Raw genomic sequence first — 19,776 nt, forward strand, 5'->3', positions numbered from 1 at the left:
TATTTTTCATTTAATATTTTAAAAATAAAAGTTTTACTAAGTCTTTTTAGGCGTCACTTACTACTTAATAGATAGACTACTTTGTAAATTACTTAGTTTATCATCATCTTCCTGATTTGAAAACTCTAAAATTTTACTATTAATTTTTTGGTAAGTTTCTTCTTCAAAACCTTTAAAATATAGCATTGTTGTTTCGAGCGAAGTGTGATTAAGTTTTTTACTTACTGCTTCTAAACGAACACCATTTAGAATTGAAATGGTTGCAAAAGAATGTCTAGCCCAGTAAAATGAAACCTTTTCATCTATATCAGACATCTCAACTAATTTGGAAAAATGTCGATTAATTCTTCGATTAAAATCCTTTTTTTTCTTGTACTGTTCTTCATTACTCATGTTCCGATTTAAAATATTAAAAACAAAATCGTCAGGCTTGTTTGGGTCAGGATTTCCATATTGGTTAAGTACTGATTTAGTAAAATCTGTGAGGTATATTTTTGATGTAAATCTTTTCTTTACATTATATTGTGTTTTTTTTCTTTCATATAAAAAATAATCATCTTTTAAGTCTCTATTTTTTATCATTATTATATCTTTTAAATTAAGTCCATTTGTGAGGTATGAAAAGAACCAGAAGTCCTTTGCCATTTTCTGTGCAGTACTTTTAGGTCTAATATCGAAGAGCTGTTGTACTTGACTCTTAGTCAATGCTTTTTTTTTGTTTTCTGCTTGAGGTATCGTATAGCCAAATCTTCCAAAAGGATACTTTTCTTTTGGAATAACCCCTTCATGAATAGCAAGATTAAATATAGTTCTTAAAGGTCTTAGATATATGCCAAGAGAACTAACTGAAAGTAATCCATTTTCAGTACAATACTTATCAAATTTAAATAGCCACTTTGAATTAATCTGATTAAAATCTAATTCTTTATCATTATTATATTTTTTTAAAAATTTTTGTGAATTTAAATATGTTTGAGCTGTTCCGTAGCTGCCAATATCCTTAAAATCATTAATTTTCTTATTGTAGTAATATTTGAGATTTTTTTTACCACCAGAGCCATAGAAAAGTTCTTTAAACTCATCTTTATCAAAGTTTTTCATTTTGAGAATACAATTATCTACTTTGTCTAAGAATTTTGACATTTCTAAGTTCATATTTCTATGTTTAGCAGCAGACTTATTTTTTATCCAAGAGTTTTCAAAATCCGCTTTTGACAACTTGAATGGCGTTCTAAAATAATATCTTTCTTTTGTGAATGAGTTATAAATAAAAAGTCGGATACTATGAAGTCCACGTTTGTTTTTATGACTTTTGTTAAGTTCTAAGTTTAGAGTAATTGAATTCATATTTTTAAATGATTTTTTTATTTATATCACAGAATTTCAAAAAGTTTAGAAATAAACTGCTTAAAATTTTTTGTGAATTATTTGTGAATAAATAAGGAAGTAAACTAATAGTACATGGTAACAAACATTCTATAATCATCACATATTCAAAACTATATGATATAAACAGATAATAAAATGTAGTAAACAATGGGTATTTCTTCTGCTTTGGGAGCAGGAGGTCGCAGGTTCGAATCCTGCCACCCCGACTTTTAGCCTTGCAAATACAACTAAATTTTACTAAATAGTTGATTTTCAAGGCTTTTTTGTTTCTAGGAAAACCAAATAAAACCATATTTTACCTACCGCTGGTTACCTTTTCGGTTACCCTAAAAAAAGGCTAATCCATTGCAGGCTAGTATCTTTGACAATAATTACTTATATTTGGACTTCGGTTTGGTTACCTATTTTAATGCAGATTGTTTTTAAATGTTTGTCTCATTTAATTGCAATCACGATGAAAACTAGCAATTTTTCTTACTTATTTTGGATTAGACTTTCTAAAACAATCGACAACACAGCTCCTTTGTACCTCAGAGCTAAACTCGGATCTAGACGAAAAGAAATCAGTTTAAACACAAGAGTACCTATAGATTTATGGTGCAACGAATCTTTTAGAGCTTTGGGCAGATCGCCTGAAGCTAAACACATCAATCAGAAAATTTACGAAGCAATAGATAAGATTGAGCAAATTCTACTCGAATTTGAACGAACCAATAGATTTTTTTCACTCGAGAATTTTAAAAACGAGTTCACCAACGAAGAAGCAATTGAAGAAACCATGTTAGGTTTATTCGATTACCATGATGCGAAAATGGAAGATGTTTTAGCATATGGAACACTCAAAAATTACAAAACAACCAAGAAATATTTCAAGGATTTTTTAAGACTTAAAAAGCGCTCTAATATTTATGTAAAAGAATTAGACTATAAAATGTGCATTGAGTTCGAATCCTACCTCCGAAAACAGCCAGGACTAAATAATAACGGTTTAATGAAACACATGGAGCGTTTAAAGAAATTGATGAACTTCGCACATACCTTAGAGTTAATCCCATCGCTACCGCACGAATCCTTTCGGTAATATAAATCTAAAAGCTAATAGCTAAAACCCCATTTCTAAAAATCAACTTCAAACCAAACAGGAATATGGTCTGAAATACGCCTAGCTTCTTTTAAATCATTAAAATCCAAGTAAAAATGAAGTACTCCACAATCTAAAACTTGAATTATTTCAGGATTCAAGAAGATGTGATCATAAGATGAAGCCAAGCAATCATTTTGTATGCATTTGGTTCTTAAAGACGTTTTTTGCTGAGCCATTACAGGGAGATAATTCATCTTTTTCAAAGGATTAAAAACACTATGCGAAGTAGGAACATTAAAATCACCAAGGAAAATCAATTGGTCATCAGGATATAATTTAGGGTATTGTTTAAAATACTTAATTTCTGTTTCTGGCTGTTTACCCTTAGGCACCGCATGAAAACTAACCAAGGTAACCACTTCACCTTTATATTGAATGCGCATCAAAAAGGGTTCTCGTTCAATTTCATTCACAAAGTTTTGATCTAACCAGGCCTTACCTATAATTTGAATTGTACTCGTTTTCCACAAATAGGCATAGCGCTCGCTACCGTAAGGTGAACTTTGTGTAGGATTACTAATTGTATAATCCCACTTCGCTCCTTTTCTATTTAGTTTATCTGCTAATCGAGCAACAGCTTTTGATCCACCAGGCCCAGCGACTACTTCTTGTAAAGCAACAACATCAAAATCCTTTAGTAAATCGGCCATATAAGCAATGCGTTCATCATTTTTGGATTTGCCCATATGTTGTATATTCCAGCTACTAAGTTTAATTTGGGCAATGCTGATGCTGGCCCAAAAGCAAATGAAAACAATTAAAATTATGCTTCTATTTGAATAAAGTTTTCTCTTCATTTGATAAGTTATGATTATCCCTAATTTTTATCTACTTCGTAAATCAATGTTGTTTTTTGCAAAGCAAACCTATTTAAACAAAACTCTATGAGCAATTTACATCTAAATAAATTGTATCACTGTTCACAACAATAGGCTGTTCATTGTCACCGAACTCATAAAAACAATGAACGAATATACCCTGCTACCGCACGAATCCTTTCGTGTGGTATTATGAATCTAAAAGCGAACCTAAAAGCGAATAACTAAGAACTAATGGCTTAAGAAGAACTTAGATTAAATTGCACTATAAAGTTTATCTAAAGGACTAATTTTTTTAGAACTTCCAGAATCAGTTACGTGTAAATATATTAACGTGGACTCTATTCTAGCGTGACCCAAAAGCTCTTTTAACGCAATGATATTTAAACCAGACTCCAATAAATGTGTAGCGTAAGTATGCCTGAGAACATGAGCGGTTATTTTTTTAGAAGTTTTTACATTATTCTTGCTTTTAAAAATAATACGATGTATAGCTCCCGTAGTTATTGGTTTTGCTACTTCTGTATTAATTTCCCCACTATTAAATAAAAATTCTTCAGGTTCATAAAGCTGTATGTATTTTTGTAAACCACGAGAAAGCATTTCACCTAAAGGAACATAGCGGTCAAGTTTTCCTTTTTGTTTGGTAATTAAAACGCATTTTCGCATAAAGTCTACATGAGCTAATTTTAAGTTACACAACTCGTAGCTTCGTAAGCCACAACCATATAAGCAAGCTATAATTAAACGTTTTCGAAGACACTTAGGTGAAGCTATAAGTTGCTTTACTTCTTGATGATTTAATACCACTGGCAGACTTCTATTTTGCTTTATTATGGGGAGATGAATTGAAATAGAATTCTCATCAATTAATTTATACATGGCTCTTAAACCATATATTACATGCTTAAAAAAACTTTCTGAAGGCGATGCATGTGCGTTTTTGCAATAAAATAGAAAATCATTTATCTGTTTCTGACTCAGTTTTTCTGGGGAAACTTCAAAAAATAATGCAACTTGTGCTACACAATTAATATAATTTTTAAAAGTACTTCTGGCTTTTCCTGAAATTGTAAAATCTTGATTTAATAAGTTGTAAATATCTTCGAATCCTTTAATTTCAAAGGCTCTTTCAATAATAGATAATTTTTTTTGCTTCATTAATTTGATATGTAAATTGCTAATGATAGTAAATATTTTCAGCTACATAAAAATTCTAACAAGAAAAAGGAATAATAATCACTCAAAATCATTTATATATTTTTAATTGCTAAACGTTTCATTTCAGGGTAAAATATTATTTTTACTAGCCAATTTATCTGTATGCAAAAACTTATCATTTTTTTACTTTTTGTTTTTTCAGCACCAAGTATTTTTGGTCAAAACTTATTTAAAGAAGCCTATTTTGTAAACAAAAAACAGGACACAATACATGGATTAATAAAGGATTATGATTGGAATTTTAATCCAAACTACTTCATTTTCAAAAAAGATGAAAATAGTGTAGAACAAAAAATATTTCCCGAAAGTGTACTTCTTTTTGAAATATTTAATGCTTCAAAATACAAATCAAGTCTGGTTCAAATTGATGTTTCAGAGCATCGAATTGAAAAATTAAGCAAAGAAAAACCAGCTAATTTCGAAAGCAAACATCTATTCTTAAAAACCTTAGTTGAAGGTGAAGCTAATTTATATAAATTTTCTAGCGATAAACTTATTAGATACTTTATTGAAACTAGCGAAAGTGGTATCGAACAATTGGTTTATAAAAAATATGTAAATAACAACAGTGAAATTTTAGAAAACAACAGATTTAGGCAACAACTGTTACTAAAATTAGATTGTGAAAATCTAAAAAAGTATTCTTTAAAAAATATAAAATACAGACAAAAAACTTTGGTTAAACTGGTAAGCAATTACAATTCATGTTTTGAAGTTTCAAATAAAAATTATGTTGCAAAGAAAGCTAAAAAGGCGTTTTTTGTTTCAATAAATCCAGGTGTACAAATGGCAAGTCTAAGCACTGAATCGGGTAGAAATGTAAAAAGTAAAACCGAATTCGATGCTGAATACACTTTTAGACTAGGTCTTGAAGTTGAATATATTTTGCCCTTCAACAATAAAAAATGGTCTCTGATTTTTGAACCGGCATACCAGTATTACTCATCAAGAGTAAGTGTGGAACCAGATTTTTTAGATTCCTACCGAGAAGTAGATTACCAGTCTATAGAACTTAATTTTGGAGTGAGGTATTATATGTTTTTAAACAAAAGTCAGCCCATTTTTATCAACTTAGGCCTGTCTCAAGATATTGATTTTAATTCTGAAATAACTGGAAATATAGAAGCTATTCTAGATATCAAGTCAGCTCTTAATCCATTAGTAGGAGCAGGCTTCAAGTTTAATGAGACAATGAGTTTAGAATTGCGGTATCAAATTAACAGAGACTTACTCACCAAATACGTTTCAAGAAATTCAGACTATCGTAGTTTAGCTTTAATTTTCAGTTATCGATTCATGTAATTTTTTATAGTCACAGTAATGAAGACATTCATACCAATATACATATTTGTTTTTTTGCTGCTTGGGTGCAACGATCAAGCCTCTAAGGATTTATTTAAAACTACCGATGGTGAATATGCTTCAAGAATGGGCAAATTTGTTGCTGCATATCCAAGCAAACCTTTTCATCATATTTCTAATCGAAAAATAGATGAAGAAAGTGATTTAATTCAAGAGTTTCATTTAATAAGATCAACATTTGGAGATTACAAGGTTTTTTCTGTTGAATATTTTGAATTGGATGAAAAAATAGTTTCTGAATATACTACTGAAGAACTTCTAGAGATTGTAAAATCTGATATTGATAACTTTTTATATGAAGCTGATTTTGTTCCTGGATTTATCAATCAAACAAAATTGCAAGGTTCCAAGGCTTTGTTTTTTTCTTATCAACCAAATCCCAAATTAGCTAAACAGATACCAACTGCCAAAGCAGAAGGCAAAGCAGTTATAAGGAATAACCGTGTATATTACATGTATTATTTCGGCAAAATTGATAGGCAAGCAGAGCGATTTCTAGAGAGTTTTAGATTTACTAAATAACAATGCAACAACTTGAACACAATAATACTCCGCTAGCAAAACACAAAAAACAAATTATAGTTTCTTGTACCTTTATTTCCAGTCCTGCCAATTTAGGAATGATTTCTAGAAATGCTGAAGCATTTGGAGTAAAACAAATTTTACTTTCAAAAAATAATGCTTCTTTTCTAGAGAGCAATCGTTTTAAAAGAACTGCTAGAAATTCAAATGAAAATATTCAATTTAAAGTGATTGATTCTCTTGAAGATGAAATACAAAATTTGAAGGAAATGAATTTTCATATACTAGCATTAGAACTAACAAAGAACAGTGTTTCTTTACAAAGCATGAAGCATTTTGAAAAAACACTACTCATTTTAGGCAACGAAAATACTGGAATACCCGAAGATGCATTGTCTATTTGCCAGCAAGCAATACACATCAATCAATTTGGTAAAAACTCAAGTATAAATGTTGCTCAAGCTTTAGGAATCAGTCTTTATGAAATGACAAAATGAAATTAAACCGAATATAAATAATGAAAATAAGGTTTAGGTATCTGAACTAAATTTTTATTACTTTTTTAATTATTCTACCAAATTCACCAGAAAAAGAAACAAGCAAAGTCCCCGACCATTCAGGCTTTAGGTTTAGCGTGATTTTTCCATCAGCATTTTGAATTGTATTTTCAAATAGCTTTTGACCTTGCAAATTGTGTACTTCAATATCTACTTCACCAGAAATGGCTTTCAGCTTAAACGAAACTTTGTTTTTAGCAGGATTAGGATAAGGGCCAATTATATTTTTTTCAGCCCAATCTTCAAGAGATAGATTGGCGATATCAAATGTCCAAAATCCCTCTGGAGCTACCATGGGTCTAGTCATGGTTTTGCCCGAATTGGCTTCAGCCCAAATATAATATTCTATAGTCGAAGCACTTGAAGGCACAGATAAAGTAGTAGCCCAATTATCATCTGTATTAAAACTCATAGGTGTTTCTTCAAAATCGGTATCACCCGTTTCTCTCCAAAACACTTTTGCTTCGCTAATGTCTGAATTGTGTTTAATAGAAGCATTTACTGGAATAGCTAAATTGGTATTCGCTTCTTCAACAGGTTCGTGAATGATTAAAAGTGGATCAGAAACTCCGATGCTGTGCGTTATACAATGTATTGCTCCACTTAGTGCAATTAAAAGCTCTTCTGAATTATCTACATCAATACCTACAATATTATATCCTGGTAATAATTCTTCATAAAGTGCAAGTGCATCTACATCTACTTCTGGTCTGTAAGTAGGAACAATCACTGTTTCATTTACAAAAACAGAATTGGTATAAGTTCTATAATATCCGCCCGTATCTGGATATAATCCTGAAGTACTTGGTGGGGCATCAATCCACTCAATTTTGTAATCTGTACCAAAGGGAGTTTGAAAATTGGAAGTAAGGTAATTAATATTCGCTTCAATTTGCGGACCATCAGCAATTCCGTCTGGATATTTACTCACCAAAATGGTTTGTTCATCCAATAGTTTCATGTGCATATCAATATGATCAATCGGATCGAAAGGTGTTTGGTCAAATTTAATATAATTGGTAATTCCTTGATATTCAAACATAATGTCATCAATCTCAGATGCTGTTTTCGAAGTAACACCATACGGATTACCAACTTGATTTTCTTCTAATATTAATTTAGATGCAAAAGCAGTACCCATGCCATCAGACATAAAATTACCTCCAGTATTTACCAAATCATCTGTACCCGAATTGGTCCTAAAAAGCGGTACGTTGGTAAAATTAGCATGAGCTACAGGCATTTCGTTGTCATCTGGTCTTGGGCGGTTGTAAATCCAATCTACCAATGCTAAATCTCCTACATCGTTAGTATATACTGTATTTCCAGCATAATCTCTAATCCAAATTGAATTGCTTGGGGTATCTAAAAATTCAACTTGAGACATATCTATACCATTTGAAGATAGATAAGATGAAACCAAACTCTGATTTTGTGTAGTAATCAATACTTTGCATTCTTGAACAGCAGCTTCAACAATTTGCAAAAGAATATTTTGAAATGAATTAGTCCAACGTATAACTAAATATTCAATTTCTTCCCATTCAGCAGCAGTTCTAACTGGTGAACTTGGTGCAGAACTCGCCGTATTGCTTTTAAACTGAAAATCTGAAATTAAACTTTTTTCTTCATCGCTAGTTCCTTTAGGCAATACTTTTTCTAGTTGTTGTGCCTTTGTCTGTATGGTGAAGGAGAAAAGAAAAATTAATAGTAAGAAAGAAAAAGATTGTTTCATAAGGTAATTTATTGAGTGGCTCACTTCTATATGTAAATTAATTGTAAAACTAATAAATTAGCTTTTAAGATGAAGGTTTTTAAAAAAGTTAGGTACGCATTATCAAATAATAGGTTAAATTATCTTTTAATAAAGGTCTTGTAATGGTCATAGCGGTCAAAAATTTGTCTTACATAATTGTAAGGTTCTGTTCCGCGCACATAGCCATATCTAATTCCTTTACTATTGTAATATTCTGGACTTGCTAAATCTAAAATGGCAAGCTCTACATTATCATCCCAAATATTTGGACTTAAATTTTTACGTTTTGCAATACGTTGAGCATCTTTTAAATGAGCATAACCACAATTATATGAAGCTAAGGTAAATTTAATGCGTTGTATAGAATCGGTAATATCTTCATGTTTTCCCCAAACTTCTTGTAAGTAAGCTGAACCACCACGCAAGCTTTCATTAGGGTCACTTGGATCTACAATATTTAAAGCTTCTGCTGTAGCTGGCATAATTTGCATGAGTCCTTGTGCACCAGCCCAAGATTCAGATTGGGGTTTAAATTGAGATTCTTGATAAGCAATGGATGCTACTAAACGCCAATCCCATCCAATTTCTTCAGCATATTTTTTAATCAAATCATCATAAGGACTAATTTTATTATCGCTTATGCTATAAAATTCACTTTTTACTCTTGCCTTATAACGTCTCTTGTTTTTATAGTATTTGTTGTAAATAACATGATAATCTACGGTTTTGGTGAAATCTCTAATCCATTCATTTACTTCAGCAAGTAATTCTGGAGAACTTTTTCTAACTCCCCAAGCAATTTGTTGAGAAAAACTGATTTTAGTAGACACATCTAAAATAGGGTAGAAGCTAGCATTGATGTATCCTATATTTTGATCTACTACCGTGTATTTTAATTCGCCATCTGCTACTTTTTTAATAATTTCTTCTGTGGTTAAAGTTCCTGCAATGGTATCTATAACAATATTTCCACCTAATTCTTGATTCAAATTTTCAAGTCGGGCGGCATAAGAAGAGTTCTTTTTTACTGAAACCGTATCATCTATAAGTTGAATTGGATCAGTTATCATTTGCTCTTTAATCTGATGCAATTTCATTCTTCTCCAATTTGCTGGCTTTCTTTGTACAAGAACCTGATTAGCCAAATACAAAGGTTCTGTAAAGTTTATTTTATTTTTTCTTTCGTTTAAAATAGTGTAACCGTAGGCAATTAAATCTCCTTCACCACGATCTAACATTTCAATCAATTCATTTTCATCTTGGGCAATAACCATTTCTAATCCAACGTCTAATTTTTTACAAAGTCGCTCCAATAATTCGTATTCAAAGCCCATTGCTTTGCCTTTGTATAGAAAGTAAGAAGTTCCGCTATAGGTAGTTAGGGCTCTTAATTTGCCGCGTTTTTTTATTCCTTCTAAATCTAATGTTATAGATTTATATTGATTTTCTGCAAGATTGGCTTCATTTGTTTCTGAAGTTGGTGATGGAGAACAACTGAATAAAATTCCGATAATAATTAAGTAATAATACCTCATATATTGAATTTGGATTTCAATATACAAAAAAAGTACAACTCGATATGAAACACTTAAGTTATTCGGTTCACTTTAACTATCTATTCATCAATTACAGTTAGCTTTTGAACGCGTGCAATAGAGTCACAATTTTCAAACAACATGGCTAGGTTCTCCTTTTTATAGCTGCCTTCAATGTAATAGACTTTACAAGAATCCAGCTTGGTATTACTTTTCTTAAAATCCACATTTCCATTGCTTAGTAGCGCAGAAATACTAGCTGTATCAATTTGCGTATCTTGAAATTGGCGAAGTGCTTCTTCTGAAATTTGACGTTCCTTAATTCTGATATTTTTCTTCACTCTAGCATCTAAACCGTAGTTGCAAGAAGTTTTTTTCCCGGATAAGAAAAAAAGTAAAAAAACAATACCAATAACCAATCCAAAGGAATAATAGGCAAGACGATGTACAAATTTCATTTTAATGAATTAAATTTCTGGAGATTTTCCGTAAGTGGGCAAAAATACTTATTCAAGAAGAATTAAAATTGAATCTGGCTTAAAATATCAATAAGTTTGGATCCCGGTAAGACAAATCAAACCAATCTGCCACAGATTTGTTGGTAGTTACGCCATGATAGCAATACAAACCATTTCGTAAGCCAGAATCAAAACGAAGCGTATTTTCCAAACCACCTTCTTCACCAATATGCAGTAAATAAGGCGTAAAAATATTACTTATTGATATGGAAGCCGATCTTGCGTATCGGGATGGAATATTTGGCACTCCATAATGAATAACGCCATGTTTGGTTTGCGTTGGCTGGTCGTGTGTAGTAATTTCTGAAGTTTCAACACAACCACCCATATCTATGCTCACATCAATAATAACCGAATTGCGTTTCATTTTTTCTACCATATTTTCGGTGATAATAATCGGCGATCTATTTTTTCCGCGAACAGCACCAATTAGGACGTCTGCTCTTTTTAAAGCTTTTATTAAATTTTTAGGCTGTAGGGTAGAAGTGTATAAACTGGACTGTAATTCTTTTTGGATTTTTCTCAATTTGGTAATTGAACTATCAAAAACCTTTACATTAGCACCTAAACCAATTGCTGATTTAGCGGCATAAAAACCAACGGTTCCGGCACCTATAATTACAACTTCAGTTGGCGGAACACCGCTGATGTTTCCAAACATTAAACCATTCCCGTTTGAAGTATTTGCCATGAGTTCTGATGCAATTAAAACAGCAGATTGTCCTGCAATTTCACTTAAAGCTTCTACTGCGGGATAACTTCCAAACGGATCTTTTATAAATTCAAATGCAAGTGCTGTAATGCGTTTTTCACCCAATTGTTGAAAATAACTTTTGGAACGGGTTTTTAATTGTAAAGTTGAAATTAAAACCGATCTTGGATTAATCATCTTAACTTCATCTACCGTTGGTGGCGAAACTTTTAAAATCATAGGGCAGGAAAAAACTTTGGCCGTTTCTTTTGTAATTTCTGCACCTGCTTCGCTGTATTCTTGATCTGTAAAATTAGCGTGATTTCCGGCACCACTTTCAATTAAAACACGATGTCCGTTGGCAGTTAACGCGCTTACGGCATCGGGCGTTAAACAAACTCGTTTTTCTTGATACGCCGTTTCTTTAGGTAAACCGATAAACAATTCTCCTTTTATTCGTTCAATTTCTAAGGTTTCTTCCTGTGGTAATAATTCACTTTTACTAAAAGGAGTTGTGGGTTTATTCATTTTGAATAGTTATAAACGAAGCTAAATTTAGAAGAATTTTTAAGCATGGCAAACTTTATTTGCAATTTGTTAGCTGCAAAGCTCTTTTTTCTGCTGATACTAAACTGATTACAATTTTTGTGTATTGCTCGGGTAACAGATTCGGAATTAACTCTGGCCATTCCATCAATTGCCAATCATTTGTATTTTGAAAGTAATCTTCGAAACCAATATCATAGACTTCTTCTTCGTGGTTAATGCGGTAAAAATCAAAGTGATAAATTGAATTGTTTTCGGTTTCGTATTGGTTTACAATTGAAAAAGTTGGGCTGCTCACATCGTCTTTACTGCCAAGTAGTTTCACTATTTCTTTGATTAATGTAGTTTTGCCAACTCCCATTTCACCATAGAAAAGCATGCTTTTAAATTCTGCATTTGCTATGCATTTTTGGGCTACTTCTTGTAAATTCTCTAAAGTGTAGGTTATGTTAAAATCTTTCATATTAATCTGTATTAAAAGTTATCCTTGCTAGATAATCGTAATGTGGACCATTCATTATTTTTTCAGCTTTAAAACCATGTAAATCGGCTAAAAATGCTAAAGATTCAAAATCGATGTACAACCAATTAAAGGGTTTCGATTTAAAGGATAAGTAACTGGTTTGGTATTCCATTTCGCCATAATAAATCGGACTATCTTTTACATTTTCTTCTGCATCTTCATATAAATACATCAAGTCTGAAGAATCTAATAAAACTTGTCCATTGGGATTCAAAACTTCTTTGATTTTTTCGAAAAACGAATTCATATTTTCTAATTTTCCAACAATGCCAATTCCATTCATTAAAAAAAGCAAAGTGTCAAATTTTTGTAATTCTAATTTAAAAAAATCAATAATATTTGCTTGCTTAATTCCACGTTTTAAGCAGGTTTGTATGGCTTTAGATGAAGTATCTATTGAAGTGATATTCAAGTCTTGTTTTTGTAAATACAAGCTATGCGAACCTGCTCCACAACCTACATCAAGTGTTTTTCCTTTGCATAATTGAAGCGCTTTTTGTTCTATTTTAGGCATTTCAGAAAAATGTCTAAAAAGATAAGAAACAGGAATTTCATCATCTTCAAAGTCGGGAGAATGTACGGTTATTTTAGCTGAATTTGGAGCAGCAAAATAATCTGCAATGGCATTTCCAAAAACATCATTTTTAATATTCATGTTTCACAATTAAAGCCTTGTTGTATCTTTGCAACATGCAAGATATATTGAACAATTTACCGGATAAAGCTAGTAAAGAACGCAAAGCCAACAAAAAATTTTTCGCGAAGTTACGAAAGAAATCACCTAAAAATTTAGACTTGATTATGCAAGATTTGCATGAAGAGACGTTTAATGAAATAAACTGCTTAGAATGTGCCAATTGCTGTAAAACAACAGGTCCGCTTTTTACTGGAAAAGATGTAGATAGAATTGCCAAATTCTTGAAGATGAAACCCAAAGATTTCGAAAATAAATATCTACAAGTAGATGAAGAAAATGATTTAGTTTTAAAAAGTTTACCTTGTTCATTTCTTGCAGAAGACAACAAATGTTTAATTTACGAAGTAAGACCTAAAGCCTGTGCTGAATTCCCGCATACAGATCGAAAAAAGTTTCATCAAATATCGCATTTAACCTTAAAAAATGTGGCAATTTGCCCAGCAGCCTTTGAAATTGTAGAGAAAATGAAAGCTAGTGTAAAGGTTTAAATCTATTTTCTAACTACATATTTAATATCCAATCTTCTGGCTTCAGCTAAATTTTGTGCATCGTAGTCTATGCCGCGATAATCGGTAAGTATTCGTTCAGGAGCAATGCCTTCTTGCATTAATTTCATTTTTAAAGCCAAAGCTCGCTGCATAGATATTTGCTGATTATAATCTTCATTGCCTGTTTTACTAGCGTATCCAGCAATCAGCACATCAATTTTAGTTTCATTATTCAATTGCTGAACTAAATTGGAAATCAAATTTTGGTATTCTTCTTTAACTTTGGTACTGTTGTTTTCAAAGAAAATCTGTTCAAAATAGCTACCGTATTTGCGTTTTCTAGCTTCGTAGGCTTCTTGAGCGGAATCTATTTCTTTGGTTTTATCAGCATAAACGGTATCAGATAGGGTGGAAGCAGTTTCAACTTTTTCAACCGCATCTTTTTCTATTTTATCGTCTAAAACCCGATCTAGTTTAGCATGCAATAAATAAATTTGGTTTTTAAGCGATTCAATTTCTTTGTTATTTTGTGGTGCATTTGTTTTTGTTACTTCTGTTTGCCTTTTGGTTAAACTGTCTTTTCTCGAAGCTCCATTTAGTTGCAATAAGCTGTCTAATTTTGAATTGGTTTTACTTAATGCATTTTGTTGTAAAATTTGTAGGGCTAATATTTTAGAGGTATTTCTGTCTTTCCATTTCTTAACAACAACTTCTTCATTTGTTGTGTTATCGCTGCTTTGTTCAACAATTACTGGCTCGCTATTTTGAAATTTAAGCTCTTTCAATTGATTCTCAATAAAACTCAACCTTTCTAAAATTTGATTGGTTTCGGAAGTTTTTTCATTGTTAATACTTCTAGTAGTTTTTGTTTTTACATCAGATTGACTTGTGTTTAAACTATCGATTGTTATAGAAGAAACTTCTTCTTTTTCAGTTGAAGTCAATATATTTTCAATCAAATAGGTGAGTGTTTTAACATCTAAAGTGTCAGTTTTAATAATATTGTTTAAACGTCTGATTATTAATTCTTCATCATTAATTTTCGTGATGGTGTTTTCTATTGGATTTCGCTTCAATTTAAGCTCGTAAAGCTTGTTAGCGAGTTGTTGTATTTTTTCTTCAGAAATAACAATTTCACCTTCTGATGTTTGTCCGTAATTACTTGCAAAGAGCAAAAGACAAAAACTTAACCAAATAATTTTTTCCAATTTCATTTTGTAAATTTCTAATAAATTACACAAATAAAAAGTATATTATCACAATTTTATTCAAAAATTAAATCTAGATTGAACTTAAATTTGCATATTGTGTAATAATCTTCAAAACAATTTTAATCATATGAAACGACTTTTACTAGTTTTCCCATTTTTATTATTTCAAACCTTATCTGCTCAAGTAGAGGATATCAGTTTTACATTAACGCCAACAGCTGAATATGTTTGGTGGGATGACCAATCTGGACTGGCAAATGACTTTCTATATGGTGGAAAAGTAGGTTTTGGATTTGGAGAATACCTTGAATTAAGCGGTATTTTTCAAACTTCTAATAACTTGGAAACCGATTTATCTTCATTTGGTTTTTCTAACTTTTCAAATAATACCTTCGAAGCTCAAAACCTAACACTTACTAGATATGGTGGAGAATTAAAAATTAATTTTTCTAATGGTGTTTTTAGTCCGTATATGACTTTAGGTACGGGAATTCAAAATATTGAATTAAACAACACTAATTTTGAACAAATTTATGCCGGAGCTGGCTTAGGCTTACGTCTAGCACTTTCCGATAGAATAAATTTGCTATTTGAAGGAAGAACAACGGGCTTTAATATAGATGCGGCCAATAATTTGCTTTCTGATGCAAATCAAAATGATTATGATGTAAACCCTACTAATTATTCTAAAGAAGAAACTTTAAATTTAGGCGCTTCGGCTGCCTTACAAATTTATTTAGGCGGTAGAAAGCCTGGAGAACTATCTGAATTAGACAAAGCTTACTTAAAAAAATATAGTGGTGGTTTTCAAGGCTGGAGCTGGGTGTTTGAGCCAAGTTTAGCCTATGTAGATTTCGATTCCAATTCATTTTACCGCGAAGCTTGGATGGCTGGTGGTTATTTTGGTGTAGATTTTACTGATTTTGTAGGTGTTCGCGCTTATTATTTTCAAGCTTTAGAAGATGAAAAAATTACAGCAGATTTAGACCGATTAAGCACGTATGGTTTAGAATTTAGAGCAAAACTAAACGATGGTCGTGGCGTAAATCCTTACCTAATTCTTGGTGGAGGATACTTAACTGCACAATCTGATTATGTTGGAAGAGTTGGCGGTCTAGGAGCTCAGAGTACTGGTTTTGCAAATGCAGGATTGGGATTAGATATTCCGTTAGGAAGAAACTTTTTAATTACCGGCGGCGCTCGCGCAATGGCAACATCTACTGCAGAAGTATCTAACCCAACTGGACCAGATGTATTACAAACGCACGTAATGTATAATTTTGGAGTTAAAATTCAAATTGGTAAAAAACCAGATAATCCAGAAGAAGTTTCAGAAAAGCAAACCACTGAGCTAGATACTTTAGATAAAGAAATGACTGATGAAGATGAAAAAAATTATCAGCGAATTCGTACTTTGATTAAAGAATATCAGGAAGAGCTAAATGAACTCAACCAAGAAATTGAAAAAGCATACGAGCAAAACAATACAGAAAAAGCAATTGATTTGTTGGAAGAGAAAAAGCGTGTTTCTAAAGAACTACGAGAAGTAGAAAAATTAGAGCGTATGTATAACAAAAAAGGTTTCGAAAATCAAGGAGAATACTTAAAAATGACTCCAGAAGAATTTGAGAAATTAATCGATCGTATACTAAAAGGAATTGATCAAAAGTACAATGAAGAAACAACGCAGCAAGTAAAAAAAACAAACAATAATGTTGAAAATGGTGCACTAACTAAGCAAATTCTTGAATTGCGTAAAGAAATTGAAAAGCAAAATCAGATAGCTAAAGAAGAAAATGCAAAAAAGCAAGATGAAGTGAGTGAAGCTAAATCTAAAGAAACCGACTCATCAAACGCCAATGAAAAAGCAGAAAAAGAGTTGGAATTAATCTTAGAAAAAAACAACAAACAACAGGAAGAAATGGATCAGCGCATGAAAGAGCTTGACCAACGCATTGAAACTTTCAATAAAAAATTAGAAGAGCAACAAAAAGCGAGAGATAAAGAAGCTGCTGACAAAGAAGCGCAGAAAGATGAAAAAGAGCCAGTTAAAGAAAAAAGTACGGAAGAAGAAAACAAAACTGATTCAGAAAATAAAGAAAATTAAAACTCAGTAAAGCAAAACACAAAACGGACACTTCAAATGATAATGCTAATGAAGACGAATCTAAGGATGTAAAAACCCAAGAAGTAGAACTAGACAAAACTGATACGGATACAAATACAAATTCTACTGAACTAGGAGATGCAGCTTCAACAAGAAAAGTTTTAATAAAAAGTGACGATGGAGCGGCTAATGTGGGAACTGTTGTTTAAATTTTACATGTTGAAGGAGAAGTCAACGAAAAATTTAATTTGTTAATAGGTTCTTCTGTTAATTTGTTTAATGGAAGGGTTTTTTGTAGATTTATACCGAAAATATATTAGAAAACAATATCTTTCTGTTCGTTTTAGATTATCATTTTAAACATATAAAAATAATTACAATGAAAAACAAAATTTACACACTTAGCACGATTTTACTAATTTCATTATTCTTTTCTTGTTCAAGCGATGATGATGGGGTTAGTATTTCGCAAGCATCAAGAGATTTACGCGGTAATTGGGAGTTAACTCAAATTATTGAAAATAATGCCCCAATAGCTGATATTCCTTGTAACCAAAGAAGAGAGTTTAGATTTAACCAAGATTTTTCGTATTCAGAAGATACATATGCAGGTTCTGATCCTGATAACTGTTCTCTAGCCGCTACTTTTAATGGTGAGTGGGAAAATATTGAAGAAGATATGGTTTTAACTCTAAGACGGGCAGGTTCAGAAAGTACCGAAAGTTTTGCCATCACATTTAGAAACAATAAAACTGAATTTGATGTAGTTAAATCTTCAGGTAGAACACTTACTTATGAAAAAATTAATTAGTTTTTTATAATTTCAGCATTATTACATAAAAGCCATCTCATAATTGATTTGGCTTTTTTGTTTCAATACAAATTAATTTTCTGTTTTCTTCATTATTTTAGAATCACATTTACAAAGATCTTGATGAGTTTTCCTGTAATCATTCACAATACGCCTAAAACAATATATCTTTAAACCAAAATTTTCAAATGACATTTAAAAGAATTTCCCTGAAATCAATATTATTAGCCTTTATATTCATTTTAATTTCTTGTACATCTAAACAAGAAGTAGACCTTATTATTTCTCAAGCTCAAATTTATAGTGTAGACCAAGCTTTTTCAACTCAAGAAGCCATGGCGATACATCAGGGTAAAATTCTTGCAATAGGAAGCAATGAAGATATTTTAGCGCAGTATTCATCATCAAATCATCAACAAAAAAAAGGACAATTTATATATCCTGGTTTAATTGATGCACACGCACATTTGTACAATTTAGGAATGCAAATGCAGCAAGTAAATTTGACAGGATTCAAAAGTTTTGATGAAGTTATACAACGTATTCAAGCTTTTCAACAGAAAAATAACAAAAAATACATCATTGGTCGGGGTTGGGATCAAACCAAATGGCCTTCTCAAGATTTTCCTACTAAAGATACTTTAGATGTGCTTTTTCCAGACACACCAATAGCTTTATCAAGAATAGATGGTCATGCTATGTTGTGTAATACTAAAGCACTAGAATTGGCTAATATTGATGAAGAAACAGAAGTTTCTGGTGGAGCAATTTTTAAAAATGAAAAAGGAGAATTAACGGGAGTTTTAATAGATAACCCGATGCAAATGGTTTTTGAAAGCTTTCCAGAAGTAACTTCACAAGTAATTGAAAAAGCTTTAACTGAAGCAGAAAAAGTTGCTTTATCTTATGGTTTGACCACAATTTCTGATGCAGGTTTATCCAGAAATGTAATTGAAACCATCGATCGTTTACAACAAGAAGACAAAATGAAAATTAGGCTGTATGCAATGGTGAGTAACAATGCAGCAGATTTAGATTATTACTTATCTAAGCCACCATACAAAACCGAACGCTTAAATGTGCGCTCTGTTAAAGTATATGCGGATGGTGCTTTAGGTTCGCGTGGTGCAGCATTAAAAGAACCTTATTCTGACCACGAAGGTCATTTTGGAAGTATGGTAATTGGTCATGATGAGTTTTCAAAATTAGCAAAACGAATAGCCAAAACAGAATTTCAAATGAATACGCATGCCATTGGAGACTCAGCCAATATAAGCGTTTTAAAAACCTATCAAAAACTAATTGGTAACCAAGAAAATAGACGTTGGAGAGTTGAGCACGCACAGGTATTAGGTAATGACGATTTTTCATATTTCAGTAAAAATATTCTTCCTTCTGTTCAACCTACTCATGCAACAAGCGATATGTATTGGGCAGAAGACAGATTAGGAAGCGAGCGAATTAAAAATGCGTACGCATACAAAAAATTACTTGATCAAGTAGGAATTTTACCTTTAGGCACTGATTTTCCAGTAGAAAAAGTAAGTCCGATGCTTACCTTTTATGCAGCAGTAAGCAGGCAAGACACAAATGCATATCCAAAAGGTGGTTTCCAACCACAAAATGCCTTAAGTAGGGAAGAAGCTTTACGCGGAATGACCATTTGGGCAGCATATTCTAATTTTGAAGAAGATGAAAAAGGCAGTTTAGAAAGCGGAAAATTTGCAGACTTTATTGTTTTAAATGAAGACTTAATGCAAGTTGACTTAAAAAAAGTGCCTGATTTAGAAGTTATTGAAACATTTATTAATGGCGAAAAAGTCTACGATCAATAAACAAACTGAAATGCGAATGGCGTTCAATTAAGACTTTCTAAAAAA

General features: G+C 31.8%; 18 protein-coding genes. 8 read left to right on the forward strand and 10 right to left on the reverse strand.

Going from position 1 to position 19,776, the window contains the following annotated elements; genetic code table 11:
- Window positions 1–60 precede the first annotated feature (60 nt).
- Window positions 61–1,347: a tyrosine-type recombinase/integrase gene (locus IEV72_RS02680; RefSeq protein ID WP_188457543.1), complete on the reverse strand. Its 1,287-nt coding sequence runs from the start codon at window positions 1,345–1,347 to the stop codon at window positions 61–63.
- Between the two features lie 496 nt (window positions 1,348–1,843).
- On the opposite strand from IEV72_RS02680, the gene IEV72_RS02685 reads away from it, so the two are divergent.
- The gene (locus IEV72_RS02685; protein WP_188457544.1) at window positions 1,844–2,470 is read left to right on the forward strand and encodes a phage integrase SAM-like domain and Arm DNA-binding domain-containing protein; all 627 of its coding nucleotides are present in this window, start codon (window positions 1,844–1,846) and stop codon (window positions 2,468–2,470) included.
- A gap of 35 nt (window positions 2,471–2,505) precedes the next feature.
- Here IEV72_RS02685 and IEV72_RS02690 read toward each other — a convergent pair whose 3' ends face one another.
- Together IEV72_RS02690 and IEV72_RS02695 are read right to left on the reverse strand one after the other, a co-directional pair.
- Complete coding sequence (locus IEV72_RS02690; RefSeq protein WP_188457545.1) at window positions 2,506–3,330, reverse strand: endonuclease/exonuclease/phosphatase family protein; 825 nt, start codon at window positions 3,328–3,330, stop codon at window positions 2,506–2,508.
- Window positions 3,331–3,606: 276 nt separating this feature from the next.
- Window positions 3,607–4,512, reverse strand: a complete 906-nt coding sequence (locus IEV72_RS02695; protein WP_188457546.1) for a tyrosine-type recombinase/integrase — start codon at window positions 4,510–4,512, stop codon at window positions 3,607–3,609.
- 162 nt (window positions 4,513–4,674) lie between these two features.
- Between IEV72_RS02695 and IEV72_RS02700 the strand changes: the two genes are divergently transcribed.
- Genes IEV72_RS02700 through IEV72_RS02710 form a run of 3 tightly spaced genes read left to right on the forward strand, consistent with a single transcriptional unit; the run spans window position 4,675 to window position 6,953 of the window.
- Window positions 4,675–5,874 carry a putative outer membrane beta-barrel protein gene (locus tag IEV72_RS02700; protein ID WP_188457547.1) on the forward strand — a complete coding sequence of 400 codons (1,200 nt, stop codon included), beginning with the start codon at window positions 4,675–4,677 and terminating at the stop codon, window positions 5,872–5,874.
- An 18-nt stretch (window positions 5,875–5,892) separates the two neighbouring features.
- Window positions 5,893–6,456, forward strand: coding sequence for a hypothetical protein (locus tag IEV72_RS02705; RefSeq protein WP_188457548.1), 564 nt, complete (start codon window positions 5,893–5,895; stop codon window positions 6,454–6,456).
- Window positions 6,457–6,458: 2 nt separating this feature from the next.
- Complete coding sequence (locus IEV72_RS02710; RefSeq protein WP_188457549.1) at window positions 6,459–6,953, forward strand: TrmH family RNA methyltransferase; 495 nt, start codon at window positions 6,459–6,461, stop codon at window positions 6,951–6,953.
- A 46-nt stretch (window positions 6,954–6,999) separates the two neighbouring features.
- On the opposite strand, the gene IEV72_RS02715 is transcribed toward IEV72_RS02710, so the two are convergent.
- From IEV72_RS02715 to IEV72_RS02740, 6 genes are all read right to left on the reverse strand, one after another.
- Window positions 7,000–8,748 (reverse strand): agmatine deiminase family protein, encoded by a 1,749-nt coding sequence (locus IEV72_RS02715; protein ID WP_188457550.1) that lies wholly within the window; start codon window positions 8,746–8,748, stop codon window positions 7,000–7,002.
- A gap of 119 nt (window positions 8,749–8,867) precedes the next feature.
- The gene (locus tag IEV72_RS02720) at window positions 8,868–10,304 is read right to left on the reverse strand and encodes an MltF family protein (RefSeq protein WP_188457551.1); all 1,437 of its coding nucleotides are present in this window, start codon (window positions 10,302–10,304) and stop codon (window positions 8,868–8,870) included.
- 80 nt (window positions 10,305–10,384) lie between these two features.
- Window positions 10,385–10,762 carry a DUF4258 domain-containing protein gene (locus tag IEV72_RS02725; RefSeq protein ID WP_188457552.1) on the reverse strand — a complete coding sequence of 126 codons (378 nt, stop codon included), beginning with the start codon at window positions 10,760–10,762 and terminating at the stop codon, window positions 10,385–10,387.
- Window positions 10,763–10,841: 79 nt separating this feature from the next.
- Window positions 10,842–12,041, reverse strand: a complete 1,200-nt coding sequence (locus IEV72_RS02730) for an alanine dehydrogenase (RefSeq protein WP_188457553.1) — start codon at window positions 12,039–12,041, stop codon at window positions 10,842–10,844.
- Between the two features lie 55 nt (window positions 12,042–12,096).
- On the reverse strand, window positions 12,097–12,522 hold the full coding sequence (gene tsaE, locus IEV72_RS02735; RefSeq protein ID WP_188457554.1) for a tRNA (adenosine(37)-N6)-threonylcarbamoyltransferase complex ATPase subunit type 1 TsaE: 426 nt from the start codon (window positions 12,520–12,522) through the stop codon (window positions 12,097–12,099).
- 1 nt (window position 12,523) lies between these two features.
- Window positions 12,524–13,237 (reverse strand): class I SAM-dependent methyltransferase, encoded by a 714-nt coding sequence (locus IEV72_RS02740; protein ID WP_188457555.1) that lies wholly within the window; start codon window positions 13,235–13,237, stop codon window positions 12,524–12,526.
- A 35-nt stretch (window positions 13,238–13,272) separates the two neighbouring features.
- Between IEV72_RS02740 and IEV72_RS02745 the strand changes: the two genes are divergently transcribed.
- Window positions 13,273–13,767, forward strand: a complete 495-nt coding sequence (locus IEV72_RS02745; RefSeq protein ID WP_188457556.1) for a YkgJ family cysteine cluster protein — start codon at window positions 13,273–13,275, stop codon at window positions 13,765–13,767.
- A gap of 2 nt (window positions 13,768–13,769) precedes the next feature.
- Here the strand turns inward: IEV72_RS02745 and IEV72_RS02750 are convergent, their stop codons facing one another.
- Entirely contained in the window at window positions 13,770–14,981 is a 1,212-nt protein-coding gene (locus IEV72_RS02750; RefSeq protein WP_188457557.1) for an OmpA family protein, read from the reverse strand.
- Between the two features lie 124 nt (window positions 14,982–15,105).
- On the opposite strand from IEV72_RS02750, the gene IEV72_RS02755 reads away from it, so the two are divergent.
- The 3 genes from IEV72_RS02755 (at window position 15,106) to IEV72_RS02765 (ending at window position 19,731) form a co-directional block, all read left to right on the forward strand.
- Complete coding sequence (locus IEV72_RS02755; protein WP_188457558.1) at window positions 15,106–17,085, forward strand: putative outer membrane beta-barrel protein; 1,980 nt, start codon at window positions 15,106–15,108, stop codon at window positions 17,083–17,085.
- 379 nt (window positions 17,086–17,464) lie between these two features.
- Window positions 17,465–17,896 (forward strand): lipocalin-like domain-containing protein, encoded by a 432-nt coding sequence (locus IEV72_RS02760; RefSeq protein WP_188457559.1) that lies wholly within the window; start codon window positions 17,465–17,467, stop codon window positions 17,894–17,896.
- Between the two features lie 188 nt (window positions 17,897–18,084).
- Complete coding sequence (locus tag IEV72_RS02765) at window positions 18,085–19,731, forward strand: amidohydrolase (RefSeq protein ID WP_188457560.1); 1,647 nt, start codon at window positions 18,085–18,087, stop codon at window positions 19,729–19,731.
- Window positions 19,732–19,776: the final 45 nt, after the last annotated feature.

The organism is Psychroflexus planctonicus (assembly GCF_014640195.1).
In the GTDB taxonomy this organism is placed as follows: domain Bacteria; phylum Bacteroidota; class Bacteroidia; order Flavobacteriales; family Flavobacteriaceae; genus Psychroflexus; species Psychroflexus planctonicus.

What these genes read in the sequence shown, in the direction of transcription:
- IEV72_RS02690 (WP_188457545.1), bottom strand. Translation starts at nt 3,330, where the DNA reads ATGAAGAGAAAACTTTATTCAAATAGAAGCATAATTTTAATTGTTTTC.
- IEV72_RS02745 (WP_188457556.1), top strand. Translation starts at nt 13,273, where the DNA reads ATGCAAGATATATTGAACAATTTACCGGATAAAGCTAGTAAAGAACGC.
- IEV72_RS02700 (WP_188457547.1), top strand. Translation starts at nt 4,675, where the DNA reads ATGCAAAAACTTATCATTTTTTTACTTTTTGTTTTTTCAGCACCAAGT.
- IEV72_RS02685 (WP_188457544.1), top strand. Translation starts at nt 1,844, where the DNA reads ATGAAAACTAGCAATTTTTCTTACTTATTTTGGATTAGACTTTCTAAA.
- IEV72_RS02740 (WP_188457555.1), bottom strand. Translation starts at nt 13,237, where the DNA reads ATGAATATTAAAAATGATGTTTTTGGAAATGCCATTGCAGATTATTTT.
- IEV72_RS02720 (WP_188457551.1), bottom strand. Translation starts at nt 10,304, where the DNA reads ATGAGGTATTATTACTTAATTATTATCGGAATTTTATTCAGTTGTTCT.
- IEV72_RS02680 (WP_188457543.1), bottom strand. Translation starts at nt 1,347, where the DNA reads ATGAATTCAATTACTCTAAACTTAGAACTTAACAAAAGTCATAAAAAC.
- tsaE (WP_188457554.1), bottom strand. Translation starts at nt 12,522, where the DNA reads ATGAAAGATTTTAACATAACCTACACTTTAGAGAATTTACAAGAAGTA.
- IEV72_RS02725 (WP_188457552.1), bottom strand. Translation starts at nt 10,762, where the DNA reads ATGAAATTTGTACATCGTCTTGCCTATTATTCCTTTGGATTGGTTATT.
- IEV72_RS02750 (WP_188457557.1), bottom strand. Translation starts at nt 14,981, where the DNA reads ATGAAATTGGAAAAAATTATTTGGTTAAGTTTTTGTCTTTTGCTCTTT.
- IEV72_RS02755 (WP_188457558.1), top strand. Translation starts at nt 15,106, where the DNA reads ATGAAACGACTTTTACTAGTTTTCCCATTTTTATTATTTCAAACCTTA.
- IEV72_RS02710 (WP_188457549.1), top strand. Translation starts at nt 6,459, where the DNA reads ATGCAACAACTTGAACACAATAATACTCCGCTAGCAAAACACAAAAAA.
- IEV72_RS02705 (WP_188457548.1), top strand. Translation starts at nt 5,893, where the DNA reads ATGAAGACATTCATACCAATATACATATTTGTTTTTTTGCTGCTTGGG.
- IEV72_RS02765 (WP_188457560.1), top strand. Translation starts at nt 18,085, where the DNA reads ATGACATTTAAAAGAATTTCCCTGAAATCAATATTATTAGCCTTTATA.
- IEV72_RS02715 (WP_188457550.1), bottom strand. Translation starts at nt 8,748, where the DNA reads ATGAAACAATCTTTTTCTTTCTTACTATTAATTTTTCTTTTCTCCTTC.
- IEV72_RS02695 (WP_188457546.1), bottom strand. Translation starts at nt 4,512, where the DNA reads ATGAAGCAAAAAAAATTATCTATTATTGAAAGAGCCTTTGAAATTAAA.
- IEV72_RS02760 (WP_188457559.1), top strand. Translation starts at nt 17,465, where the DNA reads ATGAAAAACAAAATTTACACACTTAGCACGATTTTACTAATTTCATTA.
- IEV72_RS02730 (WP_188457553.1), bottom strand. Translation starts at nt 12,041, where the DNA reads ATGAATAAACCCACAACTCCTTTTAGTAAAAGTGAATTATTACCACAG.